Origin of the sequence: Acetobacterium sp. MES1 (assembly GCF_002237635.1) — a bacterium.
In the GTDB taxonomy this organism is placed as follows: domain Bacteria; phylum Bacillota; class Clostridia; order Eubacteriales; family Eubacteriaceae; genus Acetobacterium; species Acetobacterium wieringae.
In genome coordinates, this window is sequence record NZ_MJUY01000024.1 from 1 (window position 1) to 13968 (window position 13968).

At 45.0% G+C, this 13968-nt stretch carries 16 protein-coding genes and 1 pseudogene; 12 read left to right on the forward strand and 5 right to left on the reverse strand.

The genetic code is table 11. The annotated features are described in order from the left end of the window. Positions 1–192: 192 nt before the first annotated feature. The 4 genes and pseudogenes from BI182_RS08240 (at position 193) to BI182_RS08255 (ending at position 2545) form a co-directional block, all read left to right on the forward strand. Positions 193–1152: a hypothetical protein gene (locus tag BI182_RS08240; RefSeq protein ID WP_148638485.1), complete on the forward strand. Its 960-nt coding sequence runs from the start codon at positions 193–195 to the stop codon at positions 1150–1152. Positions 1153–1389: 237 nt separating this feature from the next. Continuing rightward, positions 1390–1644, forward strand: a complete 255-nt coding sequence (locus BI182_RS08245; RefSeq protein ID WP_286806797.1) for a hypothetical protein — start codon at positions 1390–1392, stop codon at positions 1642–1644. Between the two features lie 134 nt (positions 1645–1778). Continuing rightward, positions 1779–1928 carry a hypothetical protein gene (locus BI182_RS08250; RefSeq protein WP_286806799.1) on the forward strand — a complete coding sequence of 50 codons (150 nt, stop codon included), beginning with the start codon at positions 1779–1781 and terminating at the stop codon, positions 1926–1928. A 239-nt stretch (positions 1929–2167) separates the two neighbouring features. Beyond that, positions 2168–2545, forward strand: a pseudogene (locus BI182_RS08255) (PH domain-containing protein). 56 nt (positions 2546–2601) lie between these two features. Here BI182_RS08255 and BI182_RS08260 read toward each other — a convergent pair. Together BI182_RS08260 and BI182_RS08265 are read right to left on the reverse strand one after the other, a co-directional pair. Then, positions 2602–2976 carry a type II toxin-antitoxin system death-on-curing family toxin gene (locus BI182_RS08260; RefSeq protein WP_228881287.1) on the reverse strand — a complete coding sequence of 125 codons (375 nt, stop codon included), beginning with the start codon at positions 2974–2976 and terminating at the stop codon, positions 2602–2604. After that, positions 2973–3215 (reverse strand): type II toxin-antitoxin system Phd/YefM family antitoxin, encoded by a 243-nt coding sequence (locus BI182_RS08265; RefSeq protein WP_070370477.1) that lies wholly within the window; start codon positions 3213–3215, stop codon positions 2973–2975. Before BI182_RS08265 ends, BI182_RS08260 begins: the two co-directional genes overlap by 4 nt. A gap of 370 nt (positions 3216–3585) precedes the next feature. Here BI182_RS08265 and BI182_RS08270 point away from each other — a divergent pair, with 370 nt between their 5' ends. From BI182_RS08270 to BI182_RS08315, 8 genes are all read left to right on the forward strand, one after another. Next, positions 3586–4530, forward strand: coding sequence for an Abi family protein (locus BI182_RS08270; protein ID WP_286806801.1), 945 nt, complete (start codon positions 3586–3588; stop codon positions 4528–4530). A 647-nt stretch (positions 4531–5177) separates the two neighbouring features. Beyond that, complete coding sequence (locus tag BI182_RS08280) at positions 5178–5777, forward strand: type IV toxin-antitoxin system AbiEi family antitoxin domain-containing protein (protein WP_148638489.1); 600 nt, start codon at positions 5178–5180, stop codon at positions 5775–5777. 220 nt (positions 5778–5997) lie between these two features. Further along, positions 5998–6363, forward strand: a complete 366-nt coding sequence (locus tag BI182_RS08290) for a Fic family protein (RefSeq protein ID WP_286806829.1) — start codon at positions 5998–6000, stop codon at positions 6361–6363. A 112-nt stretch (positions 6364–6475) separates the two neighbouring features. Continuing rightward, positions 6476–6931: a VOC family protein gene (locus BI182_RS08295; RefSeq protein WP_148638490.1), complete on the forward strand. Its 456-nt coding sequence runs from the start codon at positions 6476–6478 to the stop codon at positions 6929–6931. A 104-nt stretch (positions 6932–7035) separates the two neighbouring features. Next, positions 7036–7521 (forward strand): flavodoxin family protein, encoded by a 486-nt coding sequence (locus tag BI182_RS08300; RefSeq protein WP_286806805.1) that lies wholly within the window; start codon positions 7036–7038, stop codon positions 7519–7521. A gap of 181 nt (positions 7522–7702) precedes the next feature. Beyond that, entirely contained in the window at positions 7703–8545 is an 843-nt protein-coding gene (locus tag BI182_RS08305; protein WP_286806807.1) for a GNAT family N-acetyltransferase, read from the forward strand. A 48-nt stretch (positions 8546–8593) separates the two neighbouring features. Then, on the forward strand, positions 8594–9205 hold the full coding sequence (locus BI182_RS08310) for a GNAT family N-acetyltransferase (RefSeq protein ID WP_187389324.1): 612 nt from the start codon (positions 8594–8596) through the stop codon (positions 9203–9205). Positions 9206–9390: 185 nt separating this feature from the next. Continuing rightward, positions 9391–11328, forward strand: coding sequence for a sensor domain-containing diguanylate cyclase (locus tag BI182_RS08315; protein ID WP_286806810.1), 1938 nt, complete (start codon positions 9391–9393; stop codon positions 11326–11328). A 108-nt stretch (positions 11329–11436) separates the two neighbouring features. Here BI182_RS08315 and BI182_RS08320 read toward each other — a convergent pair whose 3' ends face one another. The 3 genes from BI182_RS08320 to BI182_RS08330 form a co-directional block, all read right to left on the reverse strand. Next, positions 11437–12426, reverse strand: a complete 990-nt coding sequence (locus BI182_RS08320) for a uroporphyrinogen decarboxylase family protein (RefSeq protein WP_070372651.1) — start codon at positions 12424–12426, stop codon at positions 11437–11439. Between the two features lie 213 nt (positions 12427–12639). Then, positions 12640–13413, reverse strand: a complete 774-nt coding sequence (locus BI182_RS08325; protein WP_286806814.1) for a triose-phosphate isomerase — start codon at positions 13411–13413, stop codon at positions 12640–12642. Between the two features lie 7 nt (positions 13414–13420). Next, on the reverse strand, positions 13421–13870 hold the full coding sequence (locus tag BI182_RS08330; RefSeq protein ID WP_250933590.1) for an RpiB/LacA/LacB family sugar-phosphate isomerase: 450 nt from the start codon (positions 13868–13870) through the stop codon (positions 13421–13423). Between the last annotated feature and the right edge of the window lie 98 nt (positions 13871–13968).

A 13968-nucleotide genomic window follows, 5' to 3' on the forward strand; every position in this document is an offset into this window, starting at 1 on the left:
GGTAATTTGCGCCACGGAAACCTAGCAGCCAGTGCTAGGCTCAACTTAACTTATCACTCTCAAACAAAGCCAGATCCCAGGGTGCACAAAGGGACGTAGGTATTGTGCGCATGATGTAGTGAGTGTTGGAACTGGGGTTACGGTACGGGCCGCTTTAATGATTAAAAATTTTGTTGTGAAAGGAATTATTCCATGAAGAAATTTATCGATCCTCAAAAAAGTCTAGAAATCGTTTCAAATAGTTTACAGAAGACATACGTAGCTGGGAAAAAAGCGACCGAAAACATTCAAAAAGGTGCCAAGTTTTTATCGGATAAAACGGTAAATGACAGTTATTTACGCAGGTTAAAAAAATATAGTCCAATTTTCCCTGAATTTTATTGTAGTCCAGATTTTAACATCCCCAACATAATTATGATTGTTGATGATGCGGTGAGACGTGGTATTGATGTCTGTGAGGGTTCAATTGGTTGGCTTGGCAAAGAAAATGATATTGAAATTCTCTATCTTTATGATAACGCAATAGAAAAGAGTGGGCTGCAGTTCATCCCGATGGTGACCTGCGACGCCGTTTATTGTGTGGATAGTTTTGACAGTAATCGATTTATCAAAGCGGATTATGTTTTTACGAGAGCACATGAAGAAAGAATTGCTGAGTTGAAACATATTGCTTTTTCATTAGGCGCAAAGCGTTGTTCAATTGAAATAAGTGAATCGAACATGGAATCAAATTTAAAAAATAAAGAAAAGAAATTTAGTGAAGAGGTTAATTTTGTAGATCAAGGAGTTTCGACAGCTGAAAAATTCGAACAGAATATGTCAAAAAAGGAAAGTAGTCATCGAAGAGGAAAGACAGAAATACAATTTGAGGGCAGTAATAGTCCCAAAAGACCCGAACTTAAATGGTTTGCACATGACAGCAACATTAAGCGTCTCATCGAAATGAGATTTGAAAATAACAATGCGATCAAATCGGAAACTTTAGAAATAGCAGGTTCATCACTGACGACAATGTCTGAAAAAGCAGCATATGCTATGGATATGGCTGTTAAGAAGGCGGGGGCCAAAGGTAAGGTTAAAGGAAGTGCTGATATCAGTTCCCAGGTTGCAAAAGAGAGTCATAGTAAATTGATTTTCAGAATTGAATTTTGAAAAGAGACGGCAAAGTTATTGATAGTTAGCTCTTGGGATGGTGCTAGGTAGACTTGACTTAATCTTCGATGATTTCTAAAGGCATCATTAAAAAATTGGAAAGGCATGCAGTACCAAGTATATGATACCGGGATATTAATGGGCTTTTTACTTGTTAATCGACCGGTCAAAATGCAGGTACGGTTTGTTTCATTAAGGCACCAATATTTTTAATAGCTGATAAACAGGAGAACAAAAATGGGGAAATACGGTAAAGGTTTAGGCAAAGAATTTGCGTTAGCAGTTCTTCAAGGTGAAGTTCCGGAAGTTTTCAACACAGAAGAATTGCGAAGATTTATTAAAAAGAGAGGGTGGAATCCACCCGAAACATATGTGAATGTATTATTGGCAAACAGTGCATCAACGACCCATAGTAAAAATTATCCAAATTATTTTAAGAGTATTGGGGATGGTAAGTATATGCTGTCTGATGAAATACAGAGTTTGTTGTAATAGCTTGGTAAAGATAAATTCAGCAAATTATAGACAATTAAGAAGAGATAAGTGTGGAAAGTATGAATCAATTTAAATGCGGTGGTGGCAGATATGCGTGAAGTGAAGACGCAGCACAAGGGGACGGAGGTTTTGTGCACTTTAAAACAAGATCTACCCGGATGGTGTCAGATATGATCAATAATTCAGTCAAGCAGTTGCCGATCATCCATTTGACCAGCCGCCAGCCTGAGACCCAACTGGATCAGTTCATCATCCGTGGGCTCCAGGGCCGGGCCACTTAACTAAAGCCCTTGGTGCCAGGCACAACTTAACTTAGTGGGGGAAGAGAGTGCGGTGGCGCTGCTTAAGCAGGTGTTAACGGAAAATGGTAAGGCGAAATGATGGCAGTCCCATACCTGCAAGCGTCAGTGACCGTAGTGCTTGAAAGTGGTAGATCTGCATAAATCTAAAATACCCGCCATCAACGCATCGTTAATGATCTAAATCAGAAAAAATAAATCAAACAAAAGAGGAGAAAAAAATGGCAGAAACAAGTCTAATTTTATCATGGACCTTCCTTTCGGAGTGTCCGATTCCACAAGATGTTCAGGAATTGCTGGTTGAAGGTGAACAAGCGGTGGCTGCGTATAAAACAATCTGAGACAGTGCAATTTTTACCAACAAACGTTTAATCGTCAGAGATGCCCAGGGATTGACTGGTAAAAAAGTAGAAGTATACTCCTTGCCATACTCAGCGATTAATATGTGGTCGACCGAAAACGCCGGTAAGCTGCTCGATTTAAATGCCGAAGTTGAACTTTGGACGCGGGCTGGTCACATAAAGGTCAATTTGCGAAAAGGCGTCGACATCAGAAAATTTGATCGCTTAATTGCTAACGCCGTTTTAACAAATCATTAGAGTACACAAGGGGACGGAGGTTTTGTGCACTATAAACCAAGATCCACTGGATGGCATCAGACATGATCAATAATCCAGTCAAGCAGTTGCCGATCATCCATCTGACCAGCTGCCAGCTGGAGACCCAACTGGATCAGTTCATCATCGGTACAATCAGGTGTAAAGCCGTTCATTTCCAGAAATGTCAGCATAACCAGAATACCGATCCGTTTATTACCATCGATAAATGCATGGTTATTGATCAGTGAAAAACCCAGACGAGCGGCTTTGGCCGGAACGGTTTGGTACAGATCTTCACCGTCAAAACTTTGAAAGGGCGCATTTAGAGCGGAATCCAGCAGCCCTTCATCCCGGAGGCCATCACAGCCGCCGGTTTCGTTAATCAGCATGGTGTGAAGCCGTAGCACCTGATGACGGGTCAGTCGCTTCATTTGGCTAATTCCTCAAAGGCGGCCTGATGTTTTTTCAAAATCCGTTTGGCTATGATTTCCACTTCTTCATCGCCAATGGTTTCTTCGGTTTGAAACTGGCTGAACTCAATCAGGACATAGCGGGGGGTATTGTTTTTTAAAATGATGGCAGCGCCGTTTTCATCCACAAGTCGGGCAACCTTGGAAAAATTCTGGTTGGCTTCGGAAATGGAAACTAAATTTTTGGTATTGATTTGCATTACAAGCACCTCCTAGTTTTTATACCATTGTACTATAATTTTAGGATAAATAAAACCTAAAAACATATCCATAAAGACACACTTAATTTAATCGTTGTTGAAATCCAAATAGAATTGCTAAAAAAACAAAAAAATCATTCAGGCTGAGAGCGGAAGAAGGAGAAAAAATGCTAGGGACACAAGGGGACGGCGGTTTCGGTACCAGTGCCAGGCACACTCAACTTATGAGATGAGATTCTTCCCTGCATTTTTCTTATCCTGTGGATGTATTCAAGGTTATCGTTAATATCAATAAGACCAGAAAAACCTCGCTTTTGTAAATTTTCAATGATCTGATTCAAGTCAAAAAAGAAAGAGGTGAACAATTACGATGTACAGAACCATAAAACCCAAACTTTCGACGAAAGAGCAGATTGAGCATCTGGAGAAAAAGGGTGTGAAATTTGTTCTGATTTCAAGAGAAGAAGCCACCGATTATTTAACAAAGCACAATAACTATTTCAAACTGACGGCGTATCGAAAGAATTTTCAAAAACATCCCGCTGGAAAATTTAAAGGGCAATACATTGGTTTAGATTTTCAAATGCTTAAAGATCTTGCGATTATTGATATGCGACTACGTTATACACTTCTGCATATGGCACTTGATATTGAACATTTCGCAAAAGTAGAGTTATTGAAGGTTATTGAAAATTCCGATATTGACGCATATGATCTAGTCGAAGATTATATTAAGAGCCTTGATGAGGTGCGGTTGAAAATCCTGAATGACGAACTCAATCGAAATATGAATAATCCTTATTGCGGTGATATTATTGCTAAATATAAAGATAACTATCCAATTTGGGCTTTTATGGAAGTAATCCCGTTTGGACGTTTTATAAATGTCTATCGTTTCTGTGCTGAAACAATAAACGATAAAAAGCTCAGGGATAATTACTTTCTGCTGCTGTCAATAAAAGATTTACGTAACGCAACAGCACATAATAATTGTCTCATTAATAATTTATCACCCCGAACCAGCAATCATAGAACAAACTATGGCTTAATTCATGAGTTGAGCAAAATCGGCATATCAAATGAGGTCCATAGTAAAAAAATGAGCAATGCGAGAATTCAGCAAATCGTTACATTGCTGTACACCCATAAAAGAATTATTAAAAGTGATGGTGTCATTAATCATCAAAGTGAAGTTTTGAATGAGACCATCACGAGAATGTATAAGCACATCGAGTATTATAGAAATAATGAAATGGTAACAACAAACTTCGGATTTTTAAAAACAATCGTTGACAATTGGTATCCAATCGTTTAAAATACTGGCACATAGAAAAAATGATTAGTCATTTTTGCGGAGTGGTATTGTCGGAAACGATGATATCGCTCTATTTTTTTATCCTTTTATGCAAATGGTGCCCAACACCAATTTATAAACTTATTCGAAATAAGTCAGCCATGAAGCGAATAATCCAGCAGCCCTTCATCCCGGTGCCCCCCACTGCTGCCAGTTTCGTTAATCAGAATGGTGTGAAGAAGCGACACTTGCTGAAGGGACAACCGCTTCATTTGGCCAATTCCGCAAAGGCGGTCGGATGTTTTTTAAGAATCTGTTTGGCAATGGCATCATCGTCGTTCACTGTTTCTTCTGGAAACCGGAAAACCGGTCAAGTTCCTATCAGAAGATTGCGTAAGAAGCGTATTCAAAGGAGGTATAAACCCATGATCCGGATTATTCCGTGATCCATCATCATTGGCGTACTGGCCTGGCAACTGCGGCCCCGTCGGCCGCAAACCCGACTAGCCGGTGGGCGCTGCTAGCCACCCTGTTGCCGACCGTGGTAATGGCCACGGAAACAATTAAAAAACTTGAGGTAAGATAATCTGTTTCGAACAATCTTTACAAATGTTCTTTAAAAAATATAATTAAAGTACAAATGCAAAAAAAGAAAGTGTGGTGTTTTTATGAATACGGCATTTCAAACAATCAGAGACATGGCCGAAAATTCGGATGGGATTATTACGACAAAACAGATTGAAGCAGCAGGGATTAGCCGAACACGGATTAAGACATTGGTAGAACAGGGGTTATTGGTCAAAGAATCCCAGGGTATTTATTCCCTGTCAAATATGTTAGTAGACGAATATAAACTGATCCAATTAAGAAGTGAGAGGATTGTTTTTTCTCATGGAACAGCCCTGTATTTGCATGGCATGTCGGATCGGGTGCCTCATACCATTGATGTGACCGTACCTCAAGGCGATAATGTATCGCGGATAAAAAAAGATCATCCCGCAATTCGTTTTCATTACGTCAGTAAAGAACGCTGGGACTTAGGAATAATGACGATTAAGTCACCAATGGGTGCGCAGCTAAGGGTGTATGATAAAGAACGCTGTATCTGTGATTTGATTCGTGACAAGCAGGCGATGGATATGCAGCTTTATATCCAGGCGATTCAGGAATATTTCAAATTAGAAAATAATGCCAGAAAATTACTGAACTACGGAAAGAAATTTGGCATTGAAGAAAAAATCCGAACCTATATGGAAGTGTTGAGTTAGGAGAAATGCGATTGAAAACACTAGAGCAGTTAAAAGGTGCCATTCGAAATATTGCCAAAGAGAAGCAGTTGAAACCCCAGGAAGTGCTGCAGATGTTTCTGTTTGAGCGAATTCTTGAGCGACTGTCGTTATCCCGATATAAAGATAATTTTATTTTAAAAGGCGGCCTCCTGATTTCTTCGATGATTGGCGTGGAAGGACGGAGAAGGAAATCGGACTGGTGGACGAACTGGGATCGGGTATCCGCAATACCTATAAATACTGCAAAATCTATTCCGGCACCGCACCCATTTTTACCGAGGGGGATGTGTTCCGGACGATTATCCCCTTGTCCATGGTAGCTGGCGACCAAGCTCCCCCCCAAGCTCCCCCTGCTGCTGAGAGTGAGGAGGAACAGCAAAGGATAAGAAAAATATTGGAATTTTGTATAACACCCAAAAGTAGACAAGAAATCCAGGCATTTATTGAAATAAAGGATGCAAAACATTTCAGGCTAAGAATCCTCAACCCGCTAATCAAAGGCGGCCTCTTAAAACTGACCATTCCCGACAAACCGACCAGTCCCAATCAGAGGTATTTTTCTTAAAGGTCTGTCAAGCCATAAAACGAAAAGGGACAACCGTTTCATTTGGCCAGTTCCGCAAAGGTGGATGTTTTTTGAAGCCGTTGTTCATGCGGCATGGCGACGAAGGAGAATCATGAAGATAAAATTTACCCATACCAATATTATTGCCAAAGACTGGGAAAAGCTCTCGCGGTTTTACCAGGAAGTTTTTGAATGCGTGCCTGTCCCGCCAAAACGAGATCTGCAGGGAAACTGGATCGATCAGCTGACGGGAATCCGGGGGGCGCATATCCGGGGCGAGCATCTTTGTTTACCGGGCTATGAAAACAGCTTGCCGACGCTGGAAATATTTTCCTACGACGATTGGGTCGATGGGGGATTACCACAAATTAATCGGACGGGTTTGGGGCATCTTGCCTTTGAGGTCGACGATCTCGATAAAATGCTCAAAAAAGTGCTGGCGGCCGGAGGGGGTCAGATTGGCGAACGGATTGTCGCGGACTATCCCAATCAGGTGGTGGCCACCTTTGTTTATGCCACCGATCCGGAAGGCAACATTGTGGAACTGCAGAATTGGGGTACCCGATAGACAGGCACCCATTCCCCTGATGCCGGTCTCGTCACGTAATGTCGGACCAACGGAGAATAACAGTGGTTGGAAAAGAAATACAAAGTAAAAAATGGAGGAATGCTATGGGAAACGAGAATCACACCGCCATCGTCTATTTTTCAAAAGATGGGAATACCCGAAGCGGCGCAATGCGCTTAAATGAGCGGCTCGGCGGCAGAATAATCGAACTGCGGGAACAAAAAAAAGGCAACTTCCTGCAGGCGCTTTTTAAAAAAGGCTCCAAACTGCAAGGCGAGCCCTGGCAGGAAATCGCAACGGCGCAGGACGTCTATTTAATGCAGCCGATTTGGGCAAGTAATGCCGTACCGGCGATGAACGCCTTTCTTAAGCAGGCCGATTTTTCAGGGAAACGGGTGACCATCATCACCTTTCAGCAATTTACTGATCTGAGAAACAGCGACAAGGTTCATGAGAGTATTGCCGCAGCGGTTAAAAAACAAAACGGGCAGGTCATTGGAACCTATGCCTTTGTTGGCGGGAAAATGGGCCACTGTGCAGCAAAAAATTTGATTTATGAACAGATCGATTCAATGACCTTCCCGGGCTGAAGATGCACAGGCGCTAGCTGCCACAGTATCCGCTGGGTGCCAGGCACACTTAACTTACGCACAAAACGACACCACAGATTGGGACGGTAAGCACCAACATCGAATGCGACCTGTAACAGGGGTATGTGGGGCTGTTGAATGCCATTTAAGTTAAACTAATTATAGGATAAAAGGAGTTATCATGTTTTCACGAACCTGGCATGGAATTGTGCCGCTTAAAATGCGGGCGGCGTTTGAACAATATGAATATCAAACCGGTGTTAAAGAGTCCCTGGCCATCCCGGGCAATCGGGGTGCTTTTTTGAAAATCGTCGAGCAGGGGGATTTTGCTCATTTTTTTCTCTGCACAAAGTGGGATTCAATGGCCAGCATGATTGCCTATGCCGGGCAGGAACCATTGATTGCCGTGACCTATCCTGAGGATGAACACTATGGATTGATCTCTGATCCGATTGTGATCATTCAGGAAGTCGCAGATGACAGTGATCCGTTTGCCGCCCAGGATGATATCGGGGGGCAAAGTAAGGAAAAAAGCCCGATCCAAGGCAAAAACCCCGCAATCACACCGATTACCTATCGCAGCGGCGATGAATCGCTGCTGGATGACATTAAGGAGTTGTGGGAAGCGCTGAACCGGCATCACCGCAATGCCGCCGTGAATTTTAAATCACACTATGAAGCCTTTACGTTTGCGATGCGCAAAAAAAATCTGCTCACGAAGGCCCAAAATGGGCAGCTGCGAATCGAAATTGCAGTTGATCCGAAAACTACTCAAAATGTCGGCTACTGCATTTCCCGGGTTGAATGCTCCGGTGATGCGGAGATGGAATCCTTATATGTCCAGGACGATTATCGGGGGCTCGGCCTTGGTGAGACCTTGCTTGGCAATGCCATTGCCTGGATGGATGAGATGGGGGCCCATACCAAGTCCGTGTCGGTGGCCGTCGGCAACGAAAAAGCCTTCAGCTTTTATGAGCGCTTTGGCTTTTATCCCCGAAAAACCCTGCTGGAGCAGATAAAATAGTACCCGGAGTACTTAACTCCTGTCAAACAAAAATACGGAGGAATGCAAATGTTAAATGAAAATGAACTAAAAACCTATACCCAACTGATGAAAACCCGGTTTATGGAAGATCCGGGGGTGATCTTTCAGGTCAATGGTCTTGATCGGGCCGACCTGTTGATTGAAGCCCAGTTTGCAGGGCAGATTCAGGCTTTCATGGTAGAAAATGCCGTCCAGGTACTGCCTGATGGCCAGGGGCTGCTGATTGGTTACGCAACCCGGGAATGGCCCGAAGAACGGCTGACCCAGGTGATGCAGCAATCCGCCCAACAACTGCTGGCGGTCGTGAATCCGGAGGAATTGCAGCTGCTTTCTGATCGGGCGGTCTGTCAGGCCCAGATCATCCCGTCGAATTGGCATCTCGCCTATGGTGCCACAGACGTTTATCATCTGCTGGTCATCGCCACTGACAAGTCCGCACGAGGCAGCGGGGCCTTCAGAAAACTGCTGACACCGGTGCTAAAAAAATGTGCGGCCAATCAGGAACCGATGGTACTTGAGACCTTCAATCCCGACAACCTGCCGATTTATGAACACTTTGGATTTCAGTTGATGGAATCGCATCGATCAGATGATATCGGCCTGACCTGTTACTGCATGATGCGTTCAGCGGAAAACTAAAACGAGCCCGGCGTAAGGCCAGAACAAAAACCCGATTTTGAAGCATTGCAAACGATCCCGTATTTTGATATGATAGACTATACATTTTTGCGCCGAGTCAGTTGTTAAGGCCATCATAGCGGGATTTACCGTATTTCCGACAGAGGACATGCTGACACAAAACAGATCAACCAGGAAGACCGGCGTTGCGAAAAGAAGCAACCATTAACAAGAAAAGAGACTGTTTAAAAATGATTAATAAAATCATTTCGATCAATCAGATTGAAACCCTGAAGAAATGGCTTCAAACAGAAGAAATAAAAAACCAGACAAAGCGGTCGATGGCCGTGTTCGTACAGATATTTTCAGCCCGGAGTGAGCCCCAATGGCTGACAGAAATCGAAGCGGCGATTCGGGTTGTTGCACCGCTGGCGGTAATTGTCGGGAGCTCGACCATGGGGGAAATTAGCGAGGGGCGGTTACTCACCAACACCTCTGTCATTTCCTTTGTTTTTTTTGAAAAGACTGGTGTGCAGGGTTTTTTAGTTGACACTAAAAACCAGGATGAAGCCCTTGTGGGAAAAAACTTATCGGAAAAAATTGAAAGCCAATGTCAGAAGATTGCCGGGGTTTTGCTGCTGGCTACCTCGTCGTCAATGGATGCTTCTCATTTTCTCAAAGGTTTTTCTGCGGGCAGAAGGGGAACCTATCCGGTTTTTGGGGCCGGTGCCGGCGTTTACGAAGGCGAGCAGAAACCCATCGTCACCTTGAATCAGCAATTCTCGTCAAGCGGGGTCGTTGCAGTGGTTTTTACGGGTGATGACATTGATATTGTGGTGAATACTTATTTAGGATGGGAACCTCTGAGTAAAGAACTGACACTGACCGAGACGGATGGCTTGTGGTTAAAAACAATTGATAATCAGCCAGCTTTTGAGGTGTACCATCGGTATCTGAACATTGAAGATGATGAAAACTTCTTTTTGAATGTGCTGGAGTTTCCCCTGCTGGTCGAAAGAAATGGAGTTGTCTACGCCAAAACGCCGAATGAAGTCAAGGATCATCACGACATAAAATTTATTGCCGATATCAAACAGGGCGAATCAGCCCGGATTGGCTATGGGAATCCGGCATTGATCATTAAAAATGCCAGAGATATTCAGGATCGGGTGCAGGCCTTTAATCCGGAAGGGATTTTTATCTATTCCTGTACCTGTCGTCGCTTTCTGCTTCAGAATGAGGTGGAGCTGGAAACCAAAGCATTTCAAACCATTGCCCCGTCAGCCGGTTTTTATACCCATGGCGAGATTGTCTCTCACGAAGAAACAGTGATGTTGCTTAATGCCACCATGGTGACGGTGAGTATGAAAGAAGGAGTAGGTAAACCGCCTGAAGCGGTGCTTGAAACAGGGCCGACGGAACCACGAACCGGCCAACCCTGTAACCGCCGGGATAATCGGATGATTGCCCGACTGGTCAAATTTTTCAGCCGGGGCAACGCTGGAGGGGGCCGCAAAGCGGCTGAAAATGGGGGTGAGAAGCTGAGCGCTGAAGCCATGGTCGATCCCTTTAACCGCCAGAACAATCGCATTATTTCCCAACTCGTTAATTTTATTAAGGTGGTCACAGCGGAATTGGAGCAGGCCAACCAGGAGGCCAGACTGCTGGCTGAGCGGGATTATCTCACCCAGGTCTACAATCGCTTGAAAGGCCATGAATTCCTGCAAAGTGAAATCGCCCGGTGTAACCGGTATGGTCAGGAATGTGCCATTATGATGATAGATGTCGATTTCTTTAAAAATGTCAACGATACCTACGGCCACAATATTGGCGATGCGGTTCTGGTTCAGCTGGTAAAAATACTGACCCGGGAAATCAGAACCGTTGATGTGTTGAGTCGTTGGGGCGGCGAGGAATTTCTGCTTATTATGCCGCAAATTGATGCACAAGGGGCAACATATGCGGCGGAACGGTTACGGACTGTTGTCGAAAAGACCTTGTTTACCCAGGGACTCAGACAGACCGCCAGTTTTGGCGTAACCACCTATAAACCGGGCGAGTCGCCGGAAGCTTTTATTGACCGGGCTGATAAAGCCCTTTACGAAGCAAAACAACAGGGCCGCAACTGTGTCGTGTCAAAGTGAGGGCTGCCGTAAAAACAGCCGGCGGTGCACAACGAGGTAGGGTATTGTGCACGCTCCGGCCTGATAAAAAAGCGCTGCCGATTGCGCTGTCGCTTGCCTGGCTTTCGGTTAAGCGACGGGGTTATTTCGGGCGTATTCCCGGCCGTAGTTTGCCAGCTCGTCCATAACAATGCCGTTGTTCCATTCCCGGAAGCAGATGCCATTGGGGATCGACGGATAGAAACGGCCGCCAGGACAGTAGCTGTCAACCGCTCGACGCACTTCGGCCCGGATCTGCTCTTCTGTGATGTTTTCGACATCGATCTTGGGCCCGTCAATGCCGCCGACCATGGCCAGTTTGCCCTGGGTGATGGCCTGGATTTTGACGATATCGTTCTGGGCAATGACGCCCTGCCAGATGTCAACGCCTATCTCCACCAGATCACTGACAATTGGTTCCAGAATGCAGTCGGCATGGTGCATGTAGATCATCCCGCAGTCATGGATGGTGTCGGCGATTTCCTGCTGCAGCGGTTTGATAATCTCCCGCCAGACCTTCGGGGGTAGAAACAGATTCTGTTTGGTACCCCAATCATCATGATAAAAAATGATATCCGGCTGGGTTTCTTCGGCCACTTTGCGGATATAGGCCATCTTATGATCGGCAATCACCCGTAGTAGGGCTTTCATTTCGTCGGGATACTCCAGATAAGCCATCAAGGCATCTTCCATCCCCAGCAGAAAATGACTGCGTTCAAAAAGTCCCCCCGGGTAGAAGAAGCAGGCCAGTTTTTCGTTTCGGTCGATTTGGGCGGCCGCTGCCCGGGCCGTGCTCCAGTCCAGATTGTCAAGGGAGGGGACAGTCAGCTGTTCTTCCCATTTTTCAATATCCGTAATGACCACATTATCCCGGGTGATATGGGGATGGGGCCCCGGTGCACCCGGCAGGAAAACCCGTACGGTTCCCCAGGAATCCTGATATTCCTGACCATCCTGAGGGAGCAGGGCATCCCGAACAAAGAAAGGATCAGGAATAAACTCGACCGCAGCCATCAAATCGCCGTAGTAATCGGGTTGTTGGCCACGATACACGGCCATCACGTTTTCTCTTGGATTCATCAAAAAATTCTCCTCGCATCATTAGTAATCAGTAAACGATTGCAGCGCTACTGTGGTTATGTTTTGCTCCGGTGCAAACGTCACTGGCGTTTGCACAAACATTAAACATGTTTAAAATATACCACGGATGATTTGTAAAATCCAGCATTTTCTGAAAAAATAAAAGATACCCCTTCGGGTATCTTAAAAATCAGGATTCGTTTGTAAAAAGGCTTAGCGCAGCACATCGCTTACCGATGCCATCAGTGCTTCAAAAAGATCCGGTTCCCAGGCGCTGCGGCCGATGAAGAGGCCATCGACATTGTCAAGCTGGGCGTATTCACTGGCGTTGTTAATATTAACGCTGCCACCGTATAAAAGCGGCACATCGTTTCCGGCGGGGCCATACAAGGAAAGCAGCACGGAGCGCAAAAAGTCGTGGATCTCGTTGACATAGGGCGTTTCGGCGGGAATCCCGTTGACGCCAATGGCCCAGATCGGCTCGTAGGCAATCCAGAACTTGCCGATCTGATCAGCAGAGATGTCCTTCAGGGCCACTTTCAGCTGTTTGGCCAGCATTTCCCGGGAAATGCCATAGTTGCGGTCACTCATTTTTTCGCCAATGCAGATCAGTGGCAGCAGCTGGTGTTTGAGGGCGGCCAGGGCTTTCAGGTTGACGGTTTCGTCGGTTTCATTAAAATACTGGCGCCGCTCGCAGTGGCCCAGCTCGACAAGATCCAGGCCGATTTCGGCCAGCATCACCGGCGAAATTTCACCGGTGAACTGACCGGCATCCTCATAATGCATATTTTGAGCCCCCAGTTTGAGGGTGCTTTGGTTTAAATCAAGCAGTTCTTTTAACTTCCACAGGTGGGTGTGTGGGGGAATGATAAAAAACTCAAACTGCGGGTATTTGGTAATAATTTCGGAAACGGCTAGGGTATAGTCGGTGGCCTCAGCCAGAGTTTTATTCATTTTCCAGTTGGTTCCCAGTAAAAACTTTTTCATGGTCGGCCTACTTCAGATAGGTTTTTTCCAGAGCCCGCATTTTTTCAACTTTTTTGGTTGAACCGCCGCCCTGGAATTCGCTTTTTAACCAGGCTTCGGCGATCATTTTGGCCAGTTCCACGCCGATTACCCGGGCACCCATGGTTAATACATTGGCATCGTTGCTTTTAGCCAGCCGCTCGGCTGAAAAGACATCATGACAGGTGCCGGCAAAAACCCCGGGAACCTTGTTGGCCATCATGGCTACCCCCAAACCGGTGCCACAGAAAATAAAGCCCCGGTCATATTCTTTGTTTTTGATGGTTTCGGCCAGGTTAAAGGCAATTTCCGGATAATCACAATCGTGAGTTGCAGAATAGGCTAAATCGGTGACATCGTAACCAGCCTTTTTCAGGTAGTTAAAAATCTCATTTTTAAAATCAATGGCAGCGTCGTCACAATCAACAGCAATTTTCATGATGAACCTCCTCGGTTTTGTTTTTTGGAAAAGATATTTTACATTATGTAAAAATGTCTTTCCCTTAAGGTAATTCGTTTTTGGATACGTTATCATTA